Raw genomic sequence first — 25,529 nt, 5'->3', positions numbered from 1 at the left:
TGCCGAGGGCTTTTCATGCATGCCAGCATCCTGAAGTATTTCGCCGAGGTCGCGCGCTCCGGATCGATCCGCAAGGCATCCGACGAGTTGCATGTCGCAACCTCCGCCGTCAGCCGCCAGATCAAGAAGTTGGAGGACGAGCTCGGCACACCGCTGTTCGAGCGCTTCTCCGATGGCTTGCGGTTGACGTCGGCAGGAGAAATCGTGCTGCGGCACGCCAAGGAAACGCTGCATGAATACGAGATCATGAAATCCAATCTCGGCGATCTCCACGGCAAAAGCACCGGCCGCGTCCACATCGCCGCGCTCGACAGCCTCGCCATTCAGTTCCTGCCGGAATTCGTGTCCAGCTTCCACAAGAAGCATCCGGCAGTGGATTTTCGGATCCGCACCGACAACTACAACAATATTTTCCGCTTCCTCGCCGAGGGAGACGTCGATATCGGCGTGACCTTCGATCTCGCCCGTCCGCATGACATGAAGCTCATCCATGGCGTGCCCATGCCGTTGATGGTGATCGTTTCCAGAACCCATCCGCTCGCGCGGCAAAGGTCGGTGACCTTGCAGGAATGCGCCCAGTTCAACATGCTGCTGCAGCTCGACAACGAAGTCATGAGCTCGATGATCGCGGTGGAGCTCGGCGCGCTCAACCGAGTCGGCCGCACGCTGGTCGCCACAAACAATCAGATGATGCTCAAGCCCCTGATCCTCTCCGGCGAAGGCGTCGCCTTCTTTACGCCGCTCGGCCTCCTGCGCGAGCTGGAGGCGGGAGAGGCCGTCGCGATCCCGATCGCCGGCTCGAAACTGCACAATCTTGAGGTCGGCATCGTCGTGTCGCGCAGGCGCCAGCTCACCCACGCGACCGAGGTCGTCGCCAAGGCGATGGGCGAGGAGCTGGCGAAATTCGGTGAAAAGATCAATGCCGTGGTCGGAAGATAAAGGAAAGCGGTGATATCGGTGCGGTTGCTGCTCAATCCCGGCCATGCGCCGGCCCGAAGGATCGAGAGCGAGGCGGAGCTACCGCCGGCGCTGAAATCCGCCAACGTCGGATCCGGCGATCTGGTGTTGCCCTCGCCGGTCAACGCGCATGATCACGGCTACGGTATCCGCACACTGGATTTCGGCGCCCTCGACGATGCTTTGGAGGCGTGGATACCGGGTCTGAGACTGCGTCCGCGCACGGACCCTTACCTGGAGGCCTTTGTCGCCTTCGGCCGGCTCGCCAGAACCGGCGTCGGCGCCACCATGCATTGCCATAATTCACTGAATGTCGACCGTCTGGTCGACGAGGCAAAGGATGTCATACGCGCCGCCAGCGATATCGGCATTCGGCTTGCGCTGTCCTGCCCGCTGCTCGACCACGATGCCTGGGCCTATGACGGAGGGCCGCAACGGCTCAAATCCTTCCTGTCGGCAAGCGATTGGCAGGCCTTGGAGCCGACCATTCCTGCCTATGCGCCGATCCGCACGCAACTTGCAGCGGTCGAGGCAGTTGCGGCAGCAAACTCCAGCTCGCTGGTCGATGTGCAATATGGACCCATCGGGCCGCAATGGTGCTCAAACGCGCTGCTGGCGTCGATTGCGGAGGCGTCCGCCGTAAACAACAGGCGCATCCACATGCATCTGCTGGAAAGTCCGCGCCAACGTATCTGGCTCGACCGGCGCTTTCCTGAAGGCGTGGTCAACTATCTCGACAGGATCGGCTTCCTGTCGCCGCGCTTGGCAGTCGCGCATGGTGTGCAATTGCGCCCCGACGAATATGCGTTGTTGGCCGAGCGCGGCGTCCAGCTTGTCAGCAATCCTACAGCCAATCTGCGCCTGCGCTCTGGGGTGGCGCCGGTCGCTGCGATCGCCGAAGCCGGCGGCCCTGCCTTCGCCGTCGGCCTCGACGGCACCGGGTTTGACGACGATCAGGACCTCTGGCGGGAGATGCGGCTGCTCCATCTCCTGCATGGAGGCCGCGGACTGATCCGCCGGCTGACGGCAGGACAGCTATTCGACGCCGCCATCCGGACCGGCGCCCAGGTCATCAATGCACAAGACGCCGATGACTTTACCGTCGTGGACTATCAGGCCCTGATCGCTGACGCGCTATTCGACGACATCGACGAGGCGGAAGTCCTGCTGACGCGCATGAGCGCCGCATATGCCAAGGGACTGATCGTTTCGGGACGTGAGGTGATGCGCGACGGGCAATTGACCGGCGTCGATTTCGATGCCGCCCTGCGGGAGTTGAAAGCACAGGCGAAGACCGATTTGCCTAGGCTCGAGCAGCAACGCCCCCTCGTCCGCGCCTTGTCCGAAGCGACGAAAGCCTATTACGCGGCCTGGCCTGGTGTCTCCTGATGTTGCTCCACTGCAGCCTCATGCATCGACCGACGCTCCAATCCGCAATGCATCGAGGCTCTCGAGCCTGACCCTATCGGTGATCTGCAATTGCGGCGGAAGCACCTTGTTCCAAATCGCATTTCCGCTGCGTTTGCCGACGAGATATTTGACGGCGGGAATAAGGGGGTGGGAAGCAATGACTTGCCGCAGATTGCGAACGCGTTCGGAGAGCAACGCATCCTGCTGACCACGCCATAGCCGTTGCGACGAGCGAGGGTCGATGTTGACTGTCGCCGAGATGCAGCCGGCATAGCCATCGCGATCGGCATCGGCAAGCGCCGCCTCGCTGCTGGGAAAGACGGCAAAATCGCTGATCCTTGCAAGCTCGCGCGCATAGGCGAGATTGCCGGAGCTGTCCTTTGCGCCATTGATCCGCTCCGGAAAGGCCTGTGCGAGCCGCGCCGAAAGCGCTGGCGAGAATTCGATGCCGGTCAATTGCGGAAAATTATAGAGATAGATCGCGATCGGCGTCTCGGCCGTCATCCTCACGAGTTCGGCAAACCAGGCGAACAGCCCATCCTCGTCCACGGGCTTATAATAATAGGGCGGCAGGACGAGAGCGGCGGCAAAGCCGAGGTCGAAGGCCCGCCTCGTCAGCGCGACCGTGGTTTCCAGATCCGGTGTACCGGTGCCGACCATCAATCTGCCGCCGTCCAGCCCACGGGCCGCGGTCGCCATCAGCGCACTGCGCTGAGAGGCCGAGAGGGAATTGGCCTCCCCGGTCGTCCCCAGCACGTTCAAAAAATCGCAGCCATTATCCAGGCACCAGCGAGCATGCTCGATGAAAGCATCGCCATCGATATCGCCGCGATGGTCAAAAGGAGTTGGCACGGCGGCAATCACGCCGGCTATCCGGGTCTGCGTCACGAGAAGGCTCCTCACATGGTATCACAAGCGGTTTTCGGAAGGTCCGCGATAGGCGGCGACGAAGGGATGGTCCTGGCTGGTCGTCCGGCTCTTGTCCCAGCCGCCGGGGGCACCCCAGCCGGTCACTTCGTCGGCAAAGAAATCACGGTTGACGTCACGGAGGAGCAGCCGCTCCGCCGGCATTTCCTGATCCCACAGAATAGCGTCGACGGGACAGACGGAAAGACAGAGCCCGCAATTGATGCACTCCTGCGGCTGGATATAAAACATCCGGCCGCCTTCGTAGATGCAGTCAACAGGACAGGCGACGGTGCAGTCGCCATCCTTGATATCGATGCAGGGTTCGGTGATGACATAAGCCATGAAATTCGCCTCGCGGCGCGCTCTGCGGCCGCCTTGAGCCAAACTATGACAAACAAAGGCGTTCTGAAGAAGCGCTGATTTGCGGCTCTTTCATTGCCGAAACGGCAACGGTAAAACGGCAAACATGCAGCATGGTGCCGGCTGTCATCTACGCCACGCTCTCTACTTCCGCCGTCTCATGTTGACGACGACGACCCCAAAGATCGCCAGGGCGCCGCCGATCGCGCCGATTGTCGAGGGAGTTTCTCCCAGCCAGAGGAAGCCGATAAGCGTTGCTGTCGGCGGTACCCCGTAGAGGAAGTTGGATGCCCGTGCAGCCGAAAGCCGCTTCAGGGCGATGGCCCAGGTAACGTAGCCGACCGCGGTCGGAAAGATCACGAGATAGGCAACGCCCCAGTTCACATCTGCCGGCGCGGCGGCCAAGGCTCTGAGGGTGGCGGGCACGGCCGGAAGAAGCGGAATGGAGCCGATGAACAGCACCCAGGCAGTCACCGTCAATGCCGGCAGCCGCCCGAGAACGGGCTTTTGCAGGACGCTGGCGATTGCCGAGCAAAGAGCAGCGCCGAGGATCAGCATGGCGTTTGGATCGAAGCTGAACCCATCGCCCGTTCCGGCAGCGATCAACGCCACGCCGCCGAAGGAAACCGCCGTGCCGATCCACCCCCAGAAGCCGAAGCGCTCTCCGAGAGCAAACATGGCGATCAATGCCGTGAACACCGGCATGGTGTTGATGATGAAGCTCGCAGGCCCCGCCGGCACGGTCTGTTCGCCTGTATTCAGCAGCACCGCATAGGTGGCGATGAAAAGGATTGCGGCAATCGAGATCCGCAGGAGATCCCCTCTTGTCGGGACGCTCCATCTGAATGCCAGATAGCCAAGAGCGATGACGCCCGCCGTCACATAACGGGCCGTCGCAAGTTCTATCGGCGTCAGGGGCCCGAGACAGATGCGGATGACGACGAACGAAGAAGCCCAGAAGATGATCGTGACGACAACAGCCGAAAAGGCCACCAGATCAAACCTGCCCTTTACCCCCACGTCGCTCGTCAACATGCTCATGCTCGCCTCCCATCCATTTGCATGGGAGTGGAATAGGCCCCCAATACGTGCTTGAAAAGCACCGCAATCAATGATCAGCTGTGTTTATGGTTCACAGCTCGCAAGCACTGCCGCCGCTCGATACACTTGAAACCTTTGCACGCGCGGCACGCCTTGGCTCCTTTTCGGCAGCTGCCGAAGAAGGCGGCATCACCCATGGCGCCGTCTCAAGACAGATATCGCGGTTGGAGCGCTGGCTCGGTGTGCGGCTCTTTGCGCGGCAGCCGCGCGGCGTAAGCCTCACTCCGGAGGGCATGCGCTTCTTTGCCCGCGCTGAGGAGGCCCTTGCCCTTCTCAGCGACAGCGGCGAGCGCTGGCTTCCCCGGCGCAACAAGGCGACGGTTCGTCTTTCCCTCACACCTTCCGTCGCGTCGCTATGGCTGTTCTCCCGCCTGCCGAAGCTCGAAGGCAACGACATTCATCTCGAGCTGATCCTTGAACATCGTCTGGCGGACTTTGGCGAGGGAACGGATCTCGCCATCCGCTGCGGCAAGGGGCCGTGGGCCGGTGTGCGCGCTCTGCCCCTCTGGCACGAAAGATCCTTTCCGATCGCGGCGCCTTCGCTGGCGGAAAGGCTTGGGCAGAATCGCGATGCGCAATCGCTGCTCGCCATGCCGATCCTGCACGATTCGAACATCGAGGGCTGGCGGCGCTGGCTCGCTCCGGAGGGCGTCGAATACCTGCCGCGCGGACAGGACCGGCGGTTCGAGGACTACAATCTCGTCATCGATGCCTGCGTTCAGGGCGTGGGCGTTGCATTGGCACGACCGCCGCTATCGGATGCGGCAATTGAAAGCGGCAGGCTGGTACCGGTTTCCGACAGGGCTATAGACTACCACGTCTCGTTTCACCTGATCCGGCCCGACAATGCCCTGAGTGGCCCCGCCACGGAACTTGCAAAGCGCCTCCTCGGCGAAGCGGGCCATGACGAGATGACGATCGCAGCCTTTACCGCACCAACGCGGGCGCGCGCATAGGCGGACGCTATATTGTTCCGGTCTTATGCAGCAAGCGCCCCTAACGGCAACACCCGGTCGAAAGCTGAGCTTCGTCAGCCAGTCGACGCGGCGGTAAAAACCGCCAACTGAGCCTCGAAAGCACGCTTGTATGCGGGCCGCGCCTCACCGCGAGCAACATAGGCGGAGAGGTTCCGATATTCGTCCAGTAGACCCGAGCTTTTCAACCTGAGCAGCACCGACACCATCAGAAGGTCACCGGCGCTGAACTTGCCGTCGAGCCAGTCGGCATCGCCGAGGTGACCGGAAAGTTCGCTCAGCCGCTTGCGGATGCGTTCCTCGACCATGGGCAGGCGCTGCTCGTACCAGGTCTCGTCACGCTCCAGGAGCCTGGCGACTTCGCGATCGACGATCGGCGGCTCCATCGTGGTAAGCGCGGCAAACATCCATGTGATGGCGCGCGCCCGGGCCTTGGCATCGTCCGGCAGCAGGCCTTGATAGTGCTCCGCGATATGGAGCACGATCGCCCCCGACTCGAACAGGACGAGATCGCCTTCTTCATAGGTCGGAATCTGCCCGAAAGGATGAAGCGCGAGATGCGTGGGTTCCTTCATCGCTTTGAACGAAAGAAGACGAACGTCGTAAGGCTGACCGACTTCTTCGAGCGCCCAGCGAACGCGCATGTCACGCGCCAGACCCTTGCCGCGATCGGGCGACCGTTCAAAGGCGGTAATAGTAATCGTCATCGCCGTTCTCCATAGCTTGTCTGTCTTGAAGACGATTGGCTAAACGAGATTCCGACACGACATGCTCGAGATAGCCGTCACGGTCGGTTCAAATGCAGCTCAAGGAATGCGCTCCATGCACATCAGCCAGCATCCTTCTACACGCGCACGGCGCCGGTGAAAACGACATGGGCGGCGTGCAAAGACGACACTGCGAAAGTCGAACATTGGCCCGAACTCCATTCGCGTGGAACCACGCGGTATCGTGACTGTGCGAATACATTCAACCCGTCATGTATTGAATGTTGCAGCGGCCGTGGACCAAAGATTTCTGGACATGGGCGCGCACGCCGAAGACCCGGCCGATCAGTTCCTCCGTCAGAACATCTTCGGGAGCTCCGGCCGCAACCACCTCGCCCTCCTGCAGCACGGCTAGGCTGTCACAGAACATGGCCGCCAGATTGAGATCGTGCAGGGCAATGATGCAGGTGACGTCGAGCTTCGAGACCAGTCCCAGAATATCAAGCTGATGCTGGATATCGAGATGGTTCGTCGGCTCGTCCAGGAGCAGTTCGCTGGGGGTCTGCGCGAGGGCTCTGGCGATATGGACGCGCTGGCGCTCGCCACCCGACAAGGTCTGCCAGAGCTGCGCCGCCCTGCCCTGCATGCCCACACGCCCAAGCGCATCGAGGACGGCCGCATCGTCACGAGCGCTCCAGGCCGACAATGGGCCGCGATGCGGCGTGCGACCAAGGCGAACCACGTCCATCACGGTCACCTGCGTCTCCGTCGTCGCCTGCTGCTCAACCAGCGCGATCCGGCGGGCGATATCGCCGCGCGGGATGGCCGCGATATCGTTGCCGCCGAGCCGGATGATGCCGCTGCGTACTTTTCTCAAGCGGCAGATCAGCCGCAGGAGGCTGGACTTCCCGGAACCGTTCGGTCCGAGCAGACCGAGGACCTTTCCCTTCTCCACCGTCAGGCTGATGCCGTTGACGATCAGCGTATTGCCGGCCGCGAAGGTTACCTTGTCGACCGCGATGCTCATGCCGTCCTCCGGGCGCGATAGAGAATGATTGCGAAGGCCGGGGCACCGAACAAGGCGGTGACCACGCCGATCGGCAGGATCTGCTGAGGTATGATGATCCTCGAGACGATATCGGCGCCGACCATGAAGATCGCGCCGGCAAGCGCCGCCGCCGGCAGCAGCCGATCATGACTGGGGCCGACCAGAAAACGGGCCGCATGCGGGATGACGAGACCGACAAAGCCGATCGAGCCGACGATGCTGACGACCGCCGCCGTCATGAGCGCCGTCGTCCCAAGCAGGACGATCTGCGCGCGCCGCACCGCAATGCCGAGCGAAGCCGCAGCATCGGTGCCAAAGACGAAGGCGTCCAGAACCCGGACATGTCCCATGCAGATTGCAAAGCCGACAATGGCAACCGGCCCCGAAAGATAGACATCCGGCCAGCGCACGCCGCTCAACGAGCCGAGCAGCCAGAACATGACACCCCTCGCCTGCTCGGCATTCGCCGATGTGGTGACGATATAGGAGGTGAGTGCATTGAAGAGCTGCGAGCCGGCGACGCCGCACAGGATGATCCGCTCGCTTGTGCCGGCGACGCCCGTAGCCAGGAGGCCGACGAAGAGAAAGGCCGCGATCGCGCCGAGGAAGGCCCCACCCGAAAGGCCCAGGATTCCCGAGCCGAGACCGAGGATCATGACGCAGACCGCGCCGGTCGAGGCGCCTGCTGAAATGCCGAGCACATAGGGTTCGGCGAGCGGATTACGCAGCATGGCCTGCAGGATCACGCCGCTCAGCGCCAATGAGGCGCCGGCGCTGGCGGCCACAAGCGCCCGGCTCAGCCTGTAGTCCCAGACGATACCCTGATGGATCCGGCTCAACTCGAAATCCGTCCCCAGCAGCCGGTTGGCAACGGCCTTGGCTGTGGTGGCCAGCGGAATGGAAATCTCGCCGATCGACACGGCAAGGCTGATCATGAGCGCCAGAAGCACGATTGCGGCGATGGTGAGCGCCAATAGCGCCCACCGCTTCTGCCGTCTTGCGATCCCGCGCATCTATTGCGCCAGGCCGAAGGACTTGATGCCCTTGGCCAGGGTCTCGATGCCGTCGATGGTCCGGATGGTGGGATTCATCGACTGCGCGTCCATCATCACGAAGTGCTTGTTCTTGACCGCATCGAGCTGGCTCGTGACCGGGTCCTTCTCGAGGAAATCGAGTTTGACCTTGGGATCGTCGGCCGCGTAGCGTCGGCGATCCATCGTCGCGATGACGACCACGGCCGGATTGGCCTGCGCGATCGTCTCCCATCCCACAAGCGGCCATTCCTCCTCCGTCGTGACGACGTTCCTGGCGCCGAGTGTCTTGAGGATATAGGCCGGCGCACTGTTCTTGCCGGCGATGAAGGCATCGCCGTTGACTTCCTTGCTCGAGAACCAGAACACGATCGGCAGGTTCTTGGCCTGTGCGCCGGCAATTGAAGCCACTGCTTCCGCCTGACGCTTCTTGAGGTCAGCGATCAGCGCATCGCCGCGATCCTTGACGTCGAAAATCCGCGCGAGTTCATCGATCTCCTGATAGATCAGGTCCATCGTGAAGAGTTCCTTGCGCACGCCGTCACCGCCGTCGGCATTGACCTTGGCAACGCAGTCGGTCGGCGCGATGTAGGTGTTGATGCCAAGCCCGGAGAACTGCTCGCGCTTGCCGACCGAACCTTGCGGACCGACATGCCATTCGAATTCGGCGGCAACGAGGTCCGGTTCCTTGCCGACAACCGCTTCGAAACTCGGGTCATTATCGGCAAGACGCGGGATCTTGCCGTTGGCTTCGGCATATTGTGGCAGAACAGGCCCGACCCAGACGGCCGTTCCGACGATCTTGTCGGCAAGGCCGAGCGACAGCAGGATCTCGGTCATGCCTTGACCGATGGACAGGATCCGAGCTGGAGCCTTTTTAAAGGTGACCTGCTGGCCGCAATTGCTGATGGTGAGGGGATACTGGGTCGCTGCAAAACCGGGAGCTGCGAAGCCGGCAAGGCCGAGCGCAAATGTAATGGTCGTCAGAAAATGGCGCATGAAAGATCTCGATAGGGATGAAAAACTGAGTGACGTCAGCGCAACAGCGCTCAGGCACACCGCAGCCGGTTGCGGAAATCCCAATCAAGAACGAAGAGTGCCGGGTAATATCGAAGGCTCAGGTCAATCATTCTCTGTCCCTTTCCGGGCATCCCCGCCCGGCTGATTGGATCGTGATTGACGGCAGGTCTCCTGGCTCGCGGATGTCTGACAATCATCTGCCTTCCCGCGCCGTTTCCGCGCAGTGGCATGGTCCGAAGACCCTGGGAGATGACCAGCAAGCTGGTCGCTCCGGGATGACCGCAATCCGCTTACAGTTGCGGGGGCAGCCACGGTCTAGGTCCCCTTTGGGTCGCCCTCACCGTGTTCCCTATTAATCCCCGTAGAGTCTTCCTTGGGGAACCGTCGCATCCAGTTATGTCGGACGACCGCTCGCCGTCAAGCACATCCATCGACAAAAGCCGCGCAATGTTTCTTCTCTTCTCCACCTCGACGACGAGTTGCTCGACATTGAAGAACACACTCGTCTCGTTGTATGAGAATGAAATGGATGCGTTCACATCCGGCGAAGTTCATTTATCGATCTGCATAATGGAATTCATATCTAAAACGCCCTGCGGGCCAATATATCGACATTATCACTGCTCACCAGACGGCGTGAGCCTAACCAAAATGATGGATGAAAATGCAACAGGGGACGTTTCCGGTCGAGCTGGCTGAATTGGCAGCGGCGTTACAGGCAAAGTCGGGAATCTTCAAAGCCGATCAGGAGGCTTTGGCGCTCAGAGAAGAGGTCGAAAGCGCAGCAAGAATTTTCATATTTGACCACGAGACGCAGGCTGAGACTTTTACGAAGGCGTATGGAATTAAAAACGCTCTCAAATGCTGCCTGGCTTTGCTCTCCGCGAATATCGAACCGGTGAAATACGAAAACGTGCGCGACCTAGGCTGCGGCTCGGGCGTCTTCGGATTGACGTTCGCATTTCTCGCTACGAACCCGAGGCTGCACCTGACCTTCGTCGATCAATCGCCCCTACACTTGAACATCGCGCAAACGGTGCTGACGGATTCCGGTTGCGCCGGCAATTTCAGCTTTCTCAACCAGACCCTGCCTCCCGATTTGCCGTCGAATTCGGAGCTGGACCTCATATCCTATTGGTTTTGCGAAAACGGCCACGTGGCGAGCGATGCCAGTTTGATCGATCGCCTGATCGGTCGCGAAGCGATCATTGTAGACTACGAAAAGGTCATCTCGGGCATCGTCGACCATCTTCCAGAGCACCTTGTTGTAAAAGACCGCTGGTCGGTGGAATCGGACGTGCCCTTGCATATGAGGGACATCGTGGGAGATGAGAGCGTGAGGAGTTACGGGATCCACATCGTCAGGGCTTGATCCCATCACCGGGCATTTCGATGCATAGGCAGGCTATTCGGATCAGTCGATCGAAACAAATCCGGCGTCTCGCAATATCTCCTGCCCCTGTCGCGACAGCTTCCTTTCCTGTCCCTTTGCCGGAACAGCGGCGCGAAAGCGGTTTCCTCCCACTGACCGCTGCCGAGTTTCGCCGAACGAACCGCGATGCCGCAGAGCGCTTCGAGCTGGACGGCGATGTTGAGGGTCTGGTGCTGCAGGATGATGACGCGGTTCACGACATCCGGAATATGCACCTGACGGTCGATCTGATCGGTCACCACACGGTCAGCTCAGGCGGGCGTCGAGAACACTATGCTGCCGAGTTCAATAGCGATTTTCCCGACAGGGATCGGGCGGTGGAGTCTGATTATGGGATTCTCCTGGAAGAGGTCCAACCACTGGCATTATATTTTTCCGGATACAATGGTATCGCTCAGGCTCGAATATCGAGTTGATGGAGAGGCAATCCGGTCAGGCATCCGTGCGCGGTGAAATTGAATCATCATCCAAAGTCGAGTTAGAGGCGCCCATCGGGATTGATGGCTGTTCGAGGCTCGACTATATACCAAGCATGGCTTTGGAATATTACCTCGCTGGCTCGACTGACACGGAAGCGGAGAAGCGCCAGGGGCGGCCCGCATCCGAGCGGATTCTCACGCTTTTGAAGATGCGCGGTTCGCAAACCTCATCGGCGCTCGGCGCTGCTCTTGGAACAACCGGGGAGAATGCGCGCCAGCAGCTTGTCAAGCTGGCAGCGGATGGCCTCGTCGAGGCTCGTTCTCAAGCCAAGGGCGTCGGCCGGCCGCAACAGGAGTGGGAGCTGACGGAGCGCGGGCACGGATTTTTTCCCGATACGCATGGAGAGCTTGCCGTCAGCCTGATCAAGGCGGTTCGCAACACGCTCGGTGAAGCCGCGCTTGACCAATTGATTGCCGCAAGAGAAGGCGAGACGCGGGCCACCTATGCAGCCGTCCTCGAAGGCGTCGATGATCTCGAGGCGCGTATTGCAGCCCTTGCGGCGCAACGATCCGCCGAAGGCTATATGGCCGAATGGCGTCGGACGAATGAAGGCGACGCATGGCTCCTGATTGAGAACCACTGTCCGATATGCGCGGCCGCAACGACCTGCCAGGGCTTCTGCAGATCGGAACTGGCGGTATTTCGCGATGTCCTTGGCGACGGCTGCACGGTAGAACGTGAGGAGCACATTCTTCACGGCGCTCGCCGTTGCGCTTATCGCATTTCGCCGCACTAGACGCCGGCTGAGGCGCGACCGCCACGACAGAAATTTCGTTAGAGCGTTGTCAAGCAAGGCGGGACAATTATGCAAGAAGACTGGTCCACATTCATCGTTGGAAAAGGCAACGTGAACGAGGGTCTCGTCCGCATCGCGTTGTACATTTGTGTATTCGGGACGCTGTTTTGGTGGCTGATAGGCTAGTCGGCCGACCGTCGCCTTCATCAGCGGGCGTTCGATTCCGGCAGGACGCATGGTATGCTCCGGGACTTTGACCCTGCCCGCATGCGAATGCGGGTCGCTCGTCGCAAGCCCTATGTGAACGATCAAAACCAGTCAATCACACCCCCTCAAGAAGCAACATTGGGTGGATTTGGGAGCATCGCAACGGCGCTGCGTCCTCGTTTCACGGCTTTCCCCGGTGCTTCGATCACGCGAAACGACTCCTATTGACCTTTTTACAGATGAATATAGTCTGCGTATATGCAAACTGGCAAACCGCCATGGCGGGCCGATGTGGAGGTGCCCGACCTGTCAAGTCCGGTGTGAGGACGGAAAGCGGTCTCGGGCAGGAGGCGCCGCGTTCCGGGAGGAGTGACATGACAGACGACAATCCGGCGCTGCAGAGCGCCGTCCGCAAGGCGACCATCCGTCTTCTGCCCTTCCTGGGCTTGATGCTGATCCTTAATTTTCTCGATCGATCGAATGTCGGCTTCGCCAAGACGGCCTACCAGGCCGACACTGGTCTTTCGGATGCGGCCTATGCATTCGGGGCCGGTATTCTCTATCTTGGCTACGCCACCTTCGAAGTACCGAGCAACCTGATCATGCAGCGCGTCGGCGCCCGTCTCTGGCTCAGTCGGATCATGATCACCTGGGGTATCGTCTCGGCCTGCATGGTCTTTGCCCACACGGCGACGAGCTACTACATCGTCCGTTTCCTGCTCGGCGTCTGCGAAGCCGGCTTCTATCCGGGCGTGTTGCTCTATCTGACCTACTGGTTCCCTGCCAAGCAACGGGCGCGGGCGACCGGTCTTTTCTATCTCGGCGTGCCCCTGGCGCTGGTGATCGGCGCGCCCCTTTCCGGCTGGCTTCTCACCCATCACGATGTGCTGGGTCTTACCAACTGGCAATGGATGTTTGCGGTCGAAGGCCTGTCGGCCACGATCGTCGGCATCCTGGCGCTGTTCTTCCTGACGAGTCGCCCCGGCGAAGCGAAATGGCTGACCGCAGAGGAAAGAAAGGCGCTCGTCACCGTTATCGAATCGGAAGAGCGCGGCAAGCTCTCCGAGGTGAAGCATTCCGTCTTCAGCGTGCTTAGGGATTGGCGGGTCCTAACCTTCATCGGCATCTATCTCTTCATTCAGGTGGGCGTCGGCCCGATCACCTTCTACCTGCCGGCGCGGCTGGCGCAGGCCATGGGCGGCGGCGTCAATACCTGGGTCGGCGTGCTGCTGGGTCTGCCGTGGCTCTGCGCCCTGATCGCAACGCGCTTCTTCACTGTTTATGCCGACCGGCACGACAATCACCGCATCGTCTGCATCGCCATGCTGACGGTCGGGACCATTGCACTGGGTATGATCGGGCTCACCATGAACCCCTGGGTCATGGTAATCGCCGCCTGCATCGCGGTGCCGGGGCTCGCCTCATCGCAGCCGGTGTTCTGGAGCCTGCCCACCCGCTATCTCGGTGGCGTCGGTGCCGCAAGCGGCATCGCCTTCATCGTCTCGCTCGGCAATCTCGGCAGCTTCGCCTCGCCGCAGATCAAGGCCTATGTCGATGCCGCAACCGGCAATGGCGATATCGGCTTCTATATTCTCGCCGGCTGCTGCTTCCTGTCCGTAGTGCTCCTGCTGGCGCTCGGCCCGCACCGCCGCTGGATCGTCGACAGCCACCCGGCCGCCGGCAACAGCAGCACGCACTGAGATGACAATGGCGGCGGCCTGATTATCCTTACCCGACACCGTCGCCTTCATCCCGATCGCATCGGGATGAAGGCAGGGATCGATGATCGACGGATCGAGAGCGATCAAGCAAGGGTGCCTCAGGAGCGCTCCTACGGCAATGGACGGTGCCACCGACCGCGCCTGCAATGCCAGCACCTATCGACATCGCTTAGAGCGAGATTGCGGAAGCGCTGCGCAAGCCCCCAAATAAAGCGTGCCGGAGCTTTCGACGCTGGCCTCGAATGGCATTGACCGCAGCGGAAGCGTTTGGCGATCTTTCACGAAAAACCTTGATTTAAAAGGCTTCGGGCGTGATCACTAAGATCGACGTAACAATCAATCGTAACATGCTTGCGGAAGATATCATCCCGAAGCGAAGATGTTGCATATGATTGGGGGTGGAGGGGCGACGGTCGCCATCACAAAATATCATGAGGGGTACAGCGGCCGTCTAGTCTCATTGCAATCTGGGAGGAGCGCAACAGTGAACAAGTATGACGACAATCTGGGTCGGCGCGAGGCAAACCATAGCCCGATGACGCCTATATCCTATCTGGAGCGGGCGGCCCGCACATTTCCCGAGCGAACGGCAGTCATTCACGGAAGCCAGCGAATAAGCTATTCGCAATTCTGGAAGAATTGCCGGAAGCTCGCCTCCGCGCTTTCACGTCACGGCATTGGAAAAGGCGATACGGTGACCGTGATGCTGTCCAACACGCCACCGATGCTGGAAGCGCATTACGGCGTCCCGATGGCAGGCGGCGCCGCGCTGCACTCCATCAACACAAGGCTGGATGCGGACTCAATCGCATTCCAGCTCGACCATGCCGAATCCAGGGTCGTCATCGTGGATACCGAGTTTTCCGACGTCATGCGGCAGGCGCTGGAGAAAGCCGCGGTCACCCCGCTGGTGATCGGCTTCGACGATGCCGAATTTCCTGCGGACGCACCGTTCAAGAAGGGTGCGCCAATAGGGACCATGAATTATCAGGCGTTTCGAGCTGGTGGTGACGAGGCCTTCGAATGGGCCGAGCCCGTTGACGAGTGGGATGCCATTTCCCTGAATTACACATCCGGCACCACCGGAAACCCCAAAGGCGCAGTCTACCATCACCGCGGTGCCGCACTCGCATCGCTCGGAAATGTCATTCACGCCGGCATGGGCAAGCATCCCGTCTATCTCTGGACGCTGCCGATGTTTCACGCCAATGGCTGGTGCTTCACTTGGACGGTCGCCGTGCAGGCCGGCACGCATATCTGCCTGCGATGGGTGCGCGCCAAGCCGATATTCGATGCCATTGCCGATCACGGCGTTACGCATCTGTGTGGCGCACCCATCGTCATGTCCTCGCTGGTCAACGCGCCGGACAGCGATAGGCGCGCATTTTCCCAAAGGGTCGTTTTCAATACGGCCGCTGCACCGCCGCCGGAAGCGGTTTTGGCAGCAATGGCCAATGCAGGCTTCGAAGTGACACACCTTTACGGACTGACGGAAACGTATGGTCCGGCCGTGGTCAATGAATGGAACACTGCCTGGGATAACCTTAGCGGCGCCGAGCAGGCTGCCAAGAAAGCACGGCAGGGAGTTGCCTATATCGCCCTCTCCGAACTGAATGTCATCGATCCCGAAACCATGACCCCTGTGCCGGCGGATGGAACGACCATTGGCGAAGTCATGCTTCGCGGCAACATGGTGATGAAGGGCTACCTCAAAAATCCGGCGGCGAATGACGAGTGCTTTGCCGGTGGATGGTTCCACTCGGGCGATCTTGGCGTGATGCACGAGGACGGCTATGTCCAGATCAAGGACCGCTCGAAGGACATCATTATTTCCGGCGGCGAGAACATCTCGTCGATCGAGGTCGAGGATGCGCTCTACAAGCATCCGGCCGTAGCGGTAGCCGCTGTTGTGGCCAAGCCTCACGAGAAATGGGGGGAAACTCCGATTGCCTATGTGGAGCTCAAGCCCGGCGGGCAAGCAACCGAACAGGAGCTGATAGACCACTGCAAAACAATCATCGCCCGCTTCAAATGCCCCACGCGCATCGTGTTTGCAGAGATACCGAAGACGTCCACCGGCAAGATTCAGAAGTTCCTTCTGCGTCGGATGCCGATCTGACCTCATCGATGTCCAGTCGGTCGGAAGAACGCGGCACGACGTCCTTGCCTGATCTCAAAGAGCGGTGAAGCCGGCCGAGCCGATTGCTGCGAGAATGGAAACGGTCGTCACAGCCGCTTCCTCATCAAGAGCCGGTCATGGAGGATCATGCCCGCCGCCATGGCGACAACGAACAGCGGGACGGACGGCAGCCCGATCGAAAGCGCGGAGACAGCCGGCCCCGGGCAGAAGCCGGCACTTCCCCAGCCGATGCCAAAGATCGCAGAGCCCACGATGAGGCGCGTGTCGACGGCGGACTTTTCAGGCAGGTGGAACCGCGTGTCCAGGGCGGGCTTTTTCATGCGGCGCTGGAGCATGACGCCCGGCACCGCGATGAGTACCGCACCGCCGAGCACGAACATCAGGCTCGGATCCCAATGGCCACTGGCCAAATTGAGGAAGCCGAGGACGCGCGCGGGGTCGACCATTCCGGAGAGCGACAGGCCGAAGCCAAAGATCATCCCCGAAAGGAAGGCAACAGCGAGGCGCGCGTAGGATAGACCTGTCATCTCAGTATCCCCATGGTGGTCGCCGTGATGATTCCCGCGGCCAGGAAGGTCGCGGTCGCCGCGAAGGAGCGCTTCGAGAAACGAGCGAGGCCGAGAATCCCATGACCGGAGGTGCAACCTGAGCCCATGCGGGTGCCGATGCCGACAAGCAGCCCGGAGGCAAGCACAAGGTACCAAGGGGCCGCGATCGTCACTGCGGGGTAACGATCATAGGTTGCGGCGTAAAGGAGCGGGCCGGCCATGAGACCGACGACGAACGCGATGTTGGCTGGAACCTGATATCCGCCGAGGAGACGGCCGACGATCCCACTGATGCCGGCGATCCGACCGTTGACAACGAGCAGCAGAACGGCGGAGGCACCGAGGAGCATCCCGCCGAAAAGTGAGGGTAGATAAGGCGTCATCTCCGCCCCTCCGGTCCGCAGAAAATAGCGTAGAGCGCTTGGATGAGTTGCGCCGCCTTCTCTTCCGTCAGACGATAGAAGATCTGCTTGGCCTCCCGGCGTGTTTCGACGATGCCCGCCTCACGCAGCACGCCGAGTTGCTGGGAGAGTGTCGGCTGATGGATGCCAAGTTTCTCCTCCAGCGCGCTAACCGAATATTCGCCTTCGGCGAGCGCGCAGGCGAGCATCAGCCGCACGGGATGCGCCAGCGTCTTCAAGAGTGTCGCGACCTCGCCTGCCCGGCCTGCCATCTCCTCAGGCGCCAAAGCGGCGGGCGCCGATCTTTCGATTCCCGTCACCATGCGGCCCCCTCCAGCGCGTCAAGCGGGAATTTGAGGTAGCGCCGACCGTTATCCTCCGGTTCCGGCAACCGACCGCCGCGAATATTCACCTGAAGCGCATGGAGGATCAGCTTCGGCATCGACAACGTCCGGTCTCGTGCTTCGCGAAGCGCGACGAATCGGTCCTCCGTCATGCCAGACAAATGCGCGTTGTCGCGCTTCTGTTCGCCCACCGTGCTTTCCCACTTCGCATTTCGCCCGCCCGGCTGGTAATCGTGGCCAGTGAAGAGCCGCGTTTCGTCGGGAAGCGCCAGAATCCGCTGGATCGAGTTCCAAAGAGCCTTGGCGCTGCCGCCTGGGAAATCCGCGCGTGCCGTGCCTGAATCTGGCATAAAGATCGTATCGTGGATGAAGGCGGCGTCGCCGATGACATAGGTGACGGAGGCGAGTGTGTGGCCGGGCGAGAACATCACGCGGCCTTCAAGGGTACCGACACTGAATGTGTCGCCATCGGCGAAAAGCCTGTCCCATTGCGAGCCGTCCGTGGCCAACTCCGGCCAGTTGTAGATGCCCTTCCAGAGCTTCTGCACGTCGACCACGCGGGAGCCGATCGCCGTTGGCGCTTCGGTCTTCTGCTTCAGATAGTGTGCAGCCGAGAAGTGGTCGGCATGGGGGTGGGTGTCGAGAATCCATTCGACCGTAAGCCCCTCGGCCCGCACATAGTCCAGGATCGCATCGGCATGAACGGTCGCGGTCGTGCCGGACTTCTCGTCGAAGTCGAGCACGGGATCGATAATGGCGCAGGCTCTCGTCGCCGGATCGGTGACGACATACTGGATGCTGCCGGTGCGTGCATCGTAGAAACCCTTGACGCGCGGCGCTTTCCCGGCCTGCCGCTTAAGCCAGCCTGCCGCGCCGGACAGGTCAAAGCCGTGGCCTTTGCCGAAAAGTTCGATATCCTCGCTCTTCATCCGCCCATCGAGCACCTCACCAAGCGCGTAGAGCGTGAGCGCCCGTGTCCCGCTCTTGCAATGGGCCAGGACTGGCCCTTTCGCATCGGTTATCGCTTTCTGGAAGGCGCGGATATCGGCCTCGGTGATGGTCCGACCCGTGACCGGCACGAACGCATAGCCAAGGCCGGCCGATCGCGCAGCGGCGGATTCCGAGGCATTGCCCGGTTGGCCTGCCTCTTCACCATCCGGCCTGGCGTTAATGACGGCGGCGAACCCCTGTTCGACAAGGGAAACGAAGGCAGTAGGGTCTGGTTGATCCGACACCGTCACCAGGTCGCTGACGTTAACAAGGTTCATAACACGGCTCCAAACAATCATTATATAATTTCATATAATATATATTGATTGTTTACAAGACCCTTCATAGCCCCGGACCAGCATAAAGCGCTTGCCCGCCACACATCAGTGTAAACAGGCGCAGAACGCCGACCCGTTGAAAATCTCGACAACGATTTGAAATTGATAGCAAAATCAGGTCATCTGCGAGATCGTGACCGATGCCTGTCGTGATCCCCATCAGTCCGGAAAGCCGAATCTATTTCAATAGCTTAAGCGCCCTCTCGACGGGGTCTTTCTTCGATGCTTTTTCACAGAGGTAGCTGTCCCTTCGCGCCAAGTGCGGAGATTTGCAGTCCTCACAGCTCTGTCTCCGAAAAGACTGTTGCGGTCTCTCGGACATTCGGTACCCTGTCACAACCACGTCATGAAATGCGTCGACACCTCGTGCCGAATCAAGAACGGGTGGCCAGATGGAATATTTCAGACGTTTTAACTTTTTGTTCGCGACGCCGGCCTTCGACAACGAGGATTTGGAAGGAACCCGTTATAACCAGATCGTTGAGGAAATCGAACGCTCAGGTTTCGAGGTTGTGCGCGCGCGCAATCTGGAAGACGCAGAGATCGCCGTACAGACGGACGCCGCCATCGGCTGCATGATGGTCGACTGGGGCAAGAAGGGGCTCGAGGGCAAGACTGCCTCTCTCATCAATTTGATGCGCCGCCGCGGCCTCGAATTCCCGATCATCCTGCTTATCCGCCGTAAACGCTTCGAGGACGTGCCGGTGGAGGTGCTCGACTTCATCGACGGCTATGTCTTCCTCTCCGAGGAAACGCCTGCCTTCATCGCCAAGAACCTTATCAGCCGGCTCAAGCAATATGCCGAGACGTTGAAGACACCGTTTTTCGGCGCGCTGGTAGACTATGCCGAGGAAGGTAACCAGCTTTGGACCTGCCCTGGGCACAATGGCGGCGTGTTCTACAGCCGCAGCCCCATCGGTCGGGTGTTCATGGAGCATCTGGGTGAAGCGGTGTTCCGCGACGATCTCGACAATTCGGTGCTCGACCTCGGCGACCTGCTGACCCACGAGGGGCCGGCACTTGCTGCACAGAAGGAGGCAGCCAAGATCTTCGGCGCCGAGAAGACCTATTTCGTACTGAACGGCACCTCCACCTCCAACAAGGTTGCGCTCTCCGCACTCGTGACCGACGGCGATCTGGTGCTGTTCGACCGCAACAACCACAAAGCAGCCCATCACGGCGCTCTGATGATCTCCGGCGGCATTCCGGTCTACCTGCCGACCAAACGCAACGTCCATGGGCTGATCGGTCCGATAGATTTCTCAGCCTTGGACGAGGAGGCCCTGCGAGAGCGCATCCGTACTCATCCGCTGGTGAAAGATCCCGATGCCTATAAGAAGCCGCGTCCGTTCCGCGTCGCGGTGGTGGAGCAGTGCACCTATGACGGCACGATCCACAATGCCGAGATGATCCTCAAGCGCATCGGGCACCTGTGCGACTATATCCTCTTCGACGAGGCATGGGCGGGCTTCATGAAATTTCACCCGCTATATACCGGACGCTTTGCCATGGGCCTTGGTGATCTTGGCCCCGACGCGCCGGGCATCATCGCCACGCAATCTACCCATAAACAGCTCGCGAGCTTCTCGCAGGCGTCCCAGATACACATGAAGGATCGGCATATCTCCGGCCAGAAGCGCCGCGTGGAGCATCGGCGGTTCAACGAGAGCTTCATGCAGCACGCCTCGACCTCGCCCTTCTACCCGTTGTTTGCCTCGCTCGACGTGGGCGCGCAGATGATGAAGGGTCGCTCGGGCGTGGTGTTGTGGGACGACACGATCCGTCTCGGCATCGAGCTGCGCAAGAAGATCCGGGCCGTGCGACGCGAGTTCGAGGAAAAGGAGCATCGCCCCGAGCGTCGCTGGTTCTTCGAACCTTTCGTGCCCGACCGGGTGGCGATCCCGGATGTGTCCAGCCCCGGTGCGGTTCATGATGTGCCCTGGGAGAGCGTCACCACCGACCAACTCGCCACCAATCCTGCCTTCTGGCACCTGACTCCCGACGCGGCATGGCACGGGTTTTCCGGGATGGAACCGGGCTTCGCCATGACAGATCCCAACAAGCTCACCCTGCTCACCCCGGGCTTTGATCGGGCGAACGGCACCTATGCCGAGCATGGCATTCCAGCGCCTGTGGTCGCGCAATATCTGCGGGAAAACCGTATCGTGGCGGAGAAGAACGACCTCAACTCCCTGCTGTTCCTCCTCACCCCCGGCGTGGAAGCCAGTAAAGCCGGTACATTGATCAGCGGCCTCGTCGCCTTCAAAAAACTCCACGACGACAATGCGCTGCTGGAGGAGGCAATCCCCGAATTCTATCGCCGCCGGCCGGACCGCTATGCAGGGGTGCGGCTACGCGATCTGTGCGGAGAAATGCACCGCTTCTTCCGCCAAGCCAATGTCAGCGCGCTTCAGGCAATGCAGTTTTCCGCTGCACACCTACCGCCGATCGTGCTCTCGCCCCATGATGCGGCGCGCTGCCTGGTGCGCAATGATGTGGAGTATCTGCCGATCGACGCCATCGCCGGCCGCATCGCAACAACGCCGTTCGTGGTCTATCCCCCGGGCATCGCCACCATTGTGCCGGGCGAACGCTTGACGGACAAGGCACAACCCATGATCGATTATCTCAAGATGTTTGAGACCAGCTTCAACACCTTCCCCGGATTTGAGGTAGAGATTCAAGGGCTCTATCGCGAGACCGATGCATCTGGCCGCGTCCGGCTCTATACCTATGTCGTTGCCGAATAGGCTGGGAAATTCAGGTTCAATCATGGAGCAGGACAAAACAATCGTCATTCGCCCGTCCCGGGAAACCGACGTCGATGCCATGTTGGCGATCTATCGCCGCCACATTCGCCGCGGCATCGAGGATGGGGTGGACGATAGCGACACGCCGCAACCGGACGATCTGCGGGAGCGGCGCAAGAATTTGAAGAACCGCCGCTTCCCCCATGTCGTCGCGATCAAAGGCGGAGTGGTGGTAGGCTACGCCTATGTGGTGCTGTTCCGCAAACGCCCGGCCTATCGTTACACCGTCAAGCACTCGATCTATGTGCATCACGACCATATCGGCCAGGGCGTCGGGAGCCTGCTCATGCGCGGGCTGATCGACGCCTGCGCAGCCGCCGGTTTCCGGCAGATGATCGGTTATATCGATGCCGATAACGTTGCTTCGCTCGCCCTGCACGAACGGTTCGGCTTCGCGCGCGTTGGTTTATTGCCAGGCGTCGCCTATCGTTACGGCCGCTGGGCCGACAGCGTGATGGTCCAGCGCTCGCTCGGCTCCGGCACAACCGCTGCGCCGCCGCCGCCAGCGCTTTCAACCCGCTGAAACGAACGGGAATGATGCGCGATGAGTATGCTGACATCTCTATCCCAGGAGACGCGGCCGTCAGGGACCGCCCCTCGGTGTCGCCAGGCCAGTCCGTCTCGCTCAAGATCGATGTGAAGAAAGCGCATCTGTTCGAGCCGGTACGCGGCAACCGGCTGCCTTGAGCGGATCATCATGAATATGCTGGCATTTTAGCCGTGGCCGATTTTACATTGGCGTTACGCACCCAAAAGTGGCCAAGGGGCGTGATGGGGATGCGGATGCGTACGGTAGCAATGTTGATTTTTCCCGGCGTTCAGATGCTGGATGTGGCCGGACCTCTCGATGTCTTCGCCGAGGCGACCGTCTTTCTCACCGGCGACGATGGATACCAGGTGACATTGATTGGTCCCGACCGAGCTCCCCTTTGCGCATCGAATGGCATGACGCTGGTCGCGGATCTATCCTATGACGAAGCAGCCGGGCCCTACGACCTGTTCCTGATCGCGGGCGGCCCCGCCCTTCCGGATACCAAGTTCCCGCAAAACCTGATCGATTGCGTCCGCCGCCTGTCCGCCGCCAGTCGGATCTTCGGTTCGGTTTGCACCGGGGCATTCTGTCTGGGAGCGGCGGGGCTTCTCGATGGGCGCAAGGTTACCACGCACTGGCAAAATGCGCGGCGTCTTGCATCCACCTTTCCGAAGGCGGATGTTGAAGTCGACCGGATCTATCTGCGCGACGGGCCGATGATTACCTCCGCCGGAGTGACGGCCGGCATCGACCTTGCCCTGTCGCTGATCCGCGACGATCACGGATCAGCATTGGCGCTTTCTGTCGCAAAGCGACTGGTCGTCGTGGCCCAGCGTCAGGGCGGCCAATCGCAGTTCAGCCCCTATGTGGAAACGCTCTCGGACGAGAAATCTCCGATCTCCGTTGCGGCTGCGTTTGTCATGTCCAACCTGAGAGAGCGGCTCTCGGTGGCGGACCTTGCCACTGCCGCCTCCATGAGCGTCCGCAGCTTTGCGCGGGCATTCGTTGCCGGCACGGGACATCCCCCAGCCGAATTCGTCGAAAAGGCCCGCATCGACGCCGCGCGCAACATGCTCGAGCGAACGGACGACCCTCTCAAAGTGATCGCGTACGAATGCGGCTTCGGCAACCCGAAGCGCATGCGTCAGGTCTTTGCACGAAATCTCGGCATCTCGCCGGTGCAATACCGAGATCAGTTCAAGGCTCCGAAGTGAAGCCCGATCAACTTTCCCACGGAGAGCTGAGGATCATCTCGACAAAATCTCCGCGCTTGTAGGTCGGGTCCATCTTGGAAAGCACATCGGCCTTGACGTTGCCGAACGTCGTTTCAGGCTTACGGATCGTGCCAAGGCAGAAGGACGTCAGGATGCCGTGCTTGAACTTCAGCCCGCGCGGATGGCAACGGCAAACTTCTTCGCGCTGGCCATCGCTGACGTCATGATAGCCGATGCCCAGCACGTCCATTTCCACGCCGGCGGTCACGAGCGCCACGGTTGGTCTCTTGTGCTGCGGGATCCCGGGAGTGGTATGAAGCGCGATCGAATCCCAGACGTCATCGACATCGCGCTCGGAGACGTCATAGGAGGTCAGGAACGCTCGGGCTGCATTTGCGCCGTCGACCTCGAAGCGGTCCGTCTCGCTGGCATATTCGTCCATGATGCCCATGTCATGGAACATGGCGCCGATATAGAGAAGCTCCGGATCATAACCGAGCCCCTTTCGATTGCCCGCCAGGGCGCCGAAGAGGAAAACGCGACGCGAGTGGTGGTAGAGGAGATCCGTTTCCGTATCCCGTACCAGCTCGGTTGCGGCCCTTGTCATTGCGCTGTCCGGGATAGCGATGCCCGCGATCATCTTCGGTTCGTCTGCCATCGATGGGTTCCTTTGAGAAAGATTGAACGATACCGAGATCGAGGTTGCCGGGTGCTGAAAAGGCTGCGGGGCGAACCGTCTCGTTGGCCGCAACATGGCAGTCGGCACCCGCCCTCGGCAATCGATCCGAGGGGGCGGTTCCTGCCAATTCGAGCCCGTTTTCGGCCGATGGCATATGCTGAAGAAGTCGCCGTGCAGTTCAGGATTGCCGATGAAGCGATGCTGTGGCTTGGCGGCCAATGGGCTTAGCCCCTAGACAATCCACCGATGTGGAGAGCGATCTCGTCTTTCCGCGAAAGCCGAGCTGCCAATGCATCAGACTTTTCGCGCTCTGCGATTGGCCGCCCTTGCGCCAGCAATCGCATGCACACCGGCGGGGGCAGCGACGGACGCCCGTTTGACAAGCGAACATTCCAGCTTGGTAATCTGATAACGGCGCTCCCGCGGCAATATCGCTGTCTCAAGATGTTCGATCGCCCATTGGCCCATTGCCATGTGCGGAAGGACGGAGGTCGTCAGAGGAGGCACGAGATGACGGGAAATGTCTTCGTCATCGTAACCTATCACTGACATATCCTTCGGGATATGCAGCCCCGCCTCTTTGAGAGCCTCATAACATCCGATGGCGGTGCGGTCGTTCTGGCAGAAGATTGCAGTCGGGCGCTCGGCAAGCGAGAGCAACTTCATCGTCGCGGAATAGCCGGCACTCGCCGACCAGTCGCCCTCGATCACCAGTTCGGGGTCGAATGGAATGTCGGCCGTTGCCAGAGCCCTGCGATAGCCCGTCAGCCGGTCCTGAGCCGCCTGCATCCATGGCTCGCCGGTGATCGTCGCGATCCGATGATGGCCGTGCGAGATCAAATGCCGGGTGGCCGTCTGGCCGCCCGCGATTTCGCTCGGGATGACCGCCGGAAACGCATAGTCCGAGGTGTAGCAATTAAGGAGAACAAGCGGAATATTGAGGTCGTACAAATAGTCGGGGAGTTCCACCTCGCGGGTGAATATCGTCATGTAGATAAGGGCCGAAATCCCGCTATTGGTAAGCGCCTTTATTGCCCGCGGCTCCATGACCGGATCGCTCATCGTCTGGGCGACGAGCAGGACATTGCCGGCATTCCACGACGCCTGACGCGCGCCTTCTATGGCAACGACCGCCTCCGGGCTGGTTGCAAGCTGGTCGACCGCAAAGCCGATGACGCCATCCAGTTTCGACTGGGATGCAAGCGCCGGCGGCGTGGTAAACACCGGGGCGACATAACCGAGCTGACGGGCCGCTTCGATGACCCTGTCGCGGGTCTGTTGTGACAGGCGCATGCCGGGCGTATTGTTGAGGACGAAAGAGACGGCAGCCTGCGAACATCCGGCAGCCTTGGCTATGTCTGTCATCGTAACCCTGCTGCCCAGACGGCGGCCCTTCCGCTTCGGCGCCGTGTTGCCGTCGGCCGCTTGCCCACCGTCTGC

Annotated in this window: 25 protein-coding genes and 1 riboswitch; of the genes, 12 read left to right on the top strand and 13 right to left on the bottom strand. The window is 60.5% G+C overall.

Features of this window, described 5'->3' with window-relative positions:
* Positions 1-15 precede the first annotated feature (15 nt).
* Positions 16-939, top strand: coding sequence for a LysR family transcriptional regulator (locus FHT29_RS28760; protein ID WP_037191769.1), 924 nt, complete (start codon positions 16-18; stop codon positions 937-939).
* A 12-nt stretch (positions 940-951) separates the two neighbouring features.
* Positions 952-2,346, top strand: coding sequence for an amidohydrolase family protein (locus FHT29_RS28755; protein WP_168600711.1), 1,395 nt, complete (start codon positions 952-954; stop codon positions 2,344-2,346).
* Between the two features lie 18 nt (positions 2,347-2,364).
* On the opposite strand, the gene FHT29_RS28750 is transcribed toward FHT29_RS28755, so the two are convergent.
* From FHT29_RS28750 to FHT29_RS28740, 3 genes are all read right to left on the bottom strand, one after another.
* Positions 2,365-3,255, bottom strand: a complete 891-nt coding sequence (locus FHT29_RS28750; RefSeq protein ID WP_168600699.1) for a dihydrodipicolinate synthase family protein — start codon at positions 3,253-3,255, stop codon at positions 2,365-2,367.
* 21 nt (positions 3,256-3,276) lie between these two features.
* Positions 3,277-3,618: a ferredoxin gene (gene fdxA / locus FHT29_RS28745; RefSeq protein WP_168600698.1), complete on the bottom strand. Its 342-nt coding sequence runs from the start codon at positions 3,616-3,618 to the stop codon at positions 3,277-3,279.
* 162 nt (positions 3,619-3,780) lie between these two features.
* On the bottom strand, positions 3,781-4,677 hold the full coding sequence (locus FHT29_RS28740; RefSeq protein WP_037191776.1) for an EamA family transporter: 897 nt from the start codon (positions 4,675-4,677) through the stop codon (positions 3,781-3,783).
* A gap of 86 nt (positions 4,678-4,763) precedes the next feature.
* On the opposite strand from FHT29_RS28740, the gene FHT29_RS28735 reads away from it, so the two are divergent.
* The gene (locus tag FHT29_RS28735) at positions 4,764-5,693 is read left to right on the top strand and encodes a LysR family transcriptional regulator (RefSeq protein WP_168600697.1); all 930 of its coding nucleotides are present in this window, start codon (positions 4,764-4,766) and stop codon (positions 5,691-5,693) included.
* Between the two features lie 74 nt (positions 5,694-5,767).
* Here FHT29_RS28735 and FHT29_RS28730 read toward each other — a convergent pair whose 3' ends face one another.
* The 4 genes from FHT29_RS28730 to FHT29_RS28715 all read right to left on the bottom strand — a co-directional run bounded on the left by FHT29_RS28730 (position 5,768) and on the right by FHT29_RS28715 (position 9,496).
* The gene (locus tag FHT29_RS28730) at positions 5,768-6,418 is read right to left on the bottom strand and encodes a glutathione S-transferase family protein (RefSeq protein WP_168600696.1); all 651 of its coding nucleotides are present in this window, start codon (positions 6,416-6,418) and stop codon (positions 5,768-5,770) included.
* Positions 6,419-6,680: 262 nt separating this feature from the next.
* Positions 6,681-7,445, bottom strand: a complete 765-nt coding sequence (locus tag FHT29_RS28725; RefSeq protein WP_168600695.1) for an ABC transporter ATP-binding protein — start codon at positions 7,443-7,445, stop codon at positions 6,681-6,683.
* Positions 7,442-8,479 (bottom strand): iron chelate uptake ABC transporter family permease subunit, encoded by a 1,038-nt coding sequence (locus tag FHT29_RS28720; protein ID WP_168600694.1) that lies wholly within the window; start codon positions 8,477-8,479, stop codon positions 7,442-7,444. Before FHT29_RS28720 ends, FHT29_RS28725 begins: the two co-directional genes overlap by 4 nt.
* Entirely contained in the window at positions 8,480-9,496 is a 1,017-nt protein-coding gene (locus tag FHT29_RS28715; protein ID WP_168600693.1) for an ABC transporter substrate-binding protein, read from the bottom strand.
* A gap of 164 nt (positions 9,497-9,660) precedes the next feature.
* Positions 9,661-9,918: riboswitch (cobalamin riboswitch) on the bottom strand.
* A gap of 263 nt (positions 9,919-10,181) precedes the next feature.
* On the opposite strand from FHT29_RS28715, the gene FHT29_RS28710 reads away from it, so the two are divergent.
* The 5 genes from FHT29_RS28710 to FHT29_RS28690 all read left to right on the top strand — a co-directional run bounded on the left by FHT29_RS28710 (position 10,182) and on the right by FHT29_RS28690 (position 16,212).
* Positions 10,182-10,889, top strand: coding sequence for a methyltransferase (locus FHT29_RS28710; RefSeq protein WP_162693769.1), 708 nt, complete (start codon positions 10,182-10,184; stop codon positions 10,887-10,889).
* Positions 10,890-10,909: 20 nt separating this feature from the next.
* The gene (locus tag FHT29_RS35000) at positions 10,910-11,365 is read left to right on the top strand and encodes a hypothetical protein (protein ID WP_168600692.1); all 456 of its coding nucleotides are present in this window, start codon (positions 10,910-10,912) and stop codon (positions 11,363-11,365) included.
* 212 nt (positions 11,366-11,577) lie between these two features.
* Positions 11,578-12,165, top strand: a complete 588-nt coding sequence (locus FHT29_RS28700) for a metalloregulator ArsR/SmtB family transcription factor (protein WP_210255574.1) — start codon at positions 11,578-11,580, stop codon at positions 12,163-12,165.
* A 581-nt stretch (positions 12,166-12,746) separates the two neighbouring features.
* A complete protein-coding gene (locus FHT29_RS28695; RefSeq protein WP_168600691.1) occupies positions 12,747-14,072 on the top strand; it encodes an MFS transporter in 1,326 nt (441 codons plus the stop codon).
* Positions 14,073-14,577: 505 nt separating this feature from the next.
* Entirely contained in the window at positions 14,578-16,212 is a 1,635-nt protein-coding gene (locus FHT29_RS28690) for an acyl-CoA synthetase (protein WP_348644907.1), read from the top strand.
* 107 nt (positions 16,213-16,319) lie between these two features.
* On the opposite strand, the gene FHT29_RS28685 is transcribed toward FHT29_RS28690, so the two are convergent.
* The 4 genes from FHT29_RS28685 to blh are packed head-to-tail and all read right to left on the bottom strand — an operon-like array spanning position 16,320 to position 18,794.
* Positions 16,320-16,760: a YeeE/YedE family protein gene (locus FHT29_RS28685; protein ID WP_047561670.1), complete on the bottom strand. Its 441-nt coding sequence runs from the start codon at positions 16,758-16,760 to the stop codon at positions 16,320-16,322.
* Positions 16,757-17,164 carry a YeeE/YedE family protein gene (locus FHT29_RS28680; protein ID WP_047561672.1) on the bottom strand — a complete coding sequence of 136 codons (408 nt, stop codon included), beginning with the start codon at positions 17,162-17,164 and terminating at the stop codon, positions 16,757-16,759. Before FHT29_RS28680 ends, FHT29_RS28685 begins: the two co-directional genes overlap by 4 nt.
* A complete protein-coding gene (gene bigR / locus FHT29_RS28675; protein ID WP_037191802.1) occupies positions 17,161-17,505 on the bottom strand; it encodes a sulfite-sensing transcriptional repressor BigR in 345 nt (114 codons plus the stop codon). The genes FHT29_RS28680 and bigR overlap by 4 nt, the downstream gene beginning before the upstream one ends.
* The gene (blh, locus tag FHT29_RS28670; protein ID WP_168600690.1) at positions 17,499-18,794 is read right to left on the bottom strand and encodes a bifunctional sulfur transferase/dioxygenase Blh; all 1,296 of its coding nucleotides are present in this window, start codon (positions 18,792-18,794) and stop codon (positions 17,499-17,501) included. Before blh ends, bigR begins: the two co-directional genes overlap by 7 nt.
* A gap of 452 nt (positions 18,795-19,246) precedes the next feature.
* Here blh and FHT29_RS28665 point away from each other — a divergent pair, with 452 nt between their 5' ends.
* From FHT29_RS28665 to FHT29_RS28650, 4 genes are all read left to right on the top strand, one after another.
* Complete coding sequence (locus tag FHT29_RS28665) at positions 19,247-21,604, top strand: Orn/Lys/Arg decarboxylase N-terminal domain-containing protein (RefSeq protein ID WP_168600689.1); 2,358 nt, start codon at positions 19,247-19,249, stop codon at positions 21,602-21,604.
* A 22-nt stretch (positions 21,605-21,626) separates the two neighbouring features.
* Positions 21,627-22,187: a GNAT family N-acetyltransferase gene (locus tag FHT29_RS28660; RefSeq protein WP_037191807.1), complete on the top strand. Its 561-nt coding sequence runs from the start codon at positions 21,627-21,629 to the stop codon at positions 22,185-22,187.
* An 11-nt stretch (positions 22,188-22,198) separates the two neighbouring features.
* The gene (locus tag FHT29_RS28655; RefSeq protein WP_210255568.1) at positions 22,199-22,351 is read left to right on the top strand and encodes a hypothetical protein; all 153 of its coding nucleotides are present in this window, start codon (positions 22,199-22,201) and stop codon (positions 22,349-22,351) included.
* Positions 22,352-22,447: 96 nt separating this feature from the next.
* Positions 22,448-23,410: a GlxA family transcriptional regulator gene (locus tag FHT29_RS28650; RefSeq protein WP_168598603.1), complete on the top strand. Its 963-nt coding sequence runs from the start codon at positions 22,448-22,450 to the stop codon at positions 23,408-23,410.
* A gap of 7 nt (positions 23,411-23,417) precedes the next feature.
* Here FHT29_RS28650 and FHT29_RS28645 read toward each other — a convergent pair whose 3' ends face one another.
* Together FHT29_RS28645 and FHT29_RS28640 are read right to left on the bottom strand one after the other, a co-directional pair.
* Positions 23,418-24,068 (bottom strand): HD domain-containing protein, encoded by a 651-nt coding sequence (locus FHT29_RS28645; protein WP_037191811.1) that lies wholly within the window; start codon positions 24,066-24,068, stop codon positions 23,418-23,420.
* A 315-nt stretch (positions 24,069-24,383) separates the two neighbouring features.
* Complete coding sequence (locus tag FHT29_RS28640) at positions 24,384-25,454, bottom strand: LacI family DNA-binding transcriptional regulator (RefSeq protein ID WP_244655298.1); 1,071 nt, start codon at positions 25,452-25,454, stop codon at positions 24,384-24,386.
* Positions 25,455-25,529 lie beyond the last annotated feature (75 nt).

This window comes from Rhizobium sp. SG741, from assembly GCF_012275435.1.
Classification (GTDB): domain Bacteria; phylum Pseudomonadota; class Alphaproteobacteria; order Rhizobiales; family Rhizobiaceae; genus Rhizobium; species Rhizobium lusitanum.
This window is presented reverse-complemented; position numbering and strand designations above follow the sequence as displayed.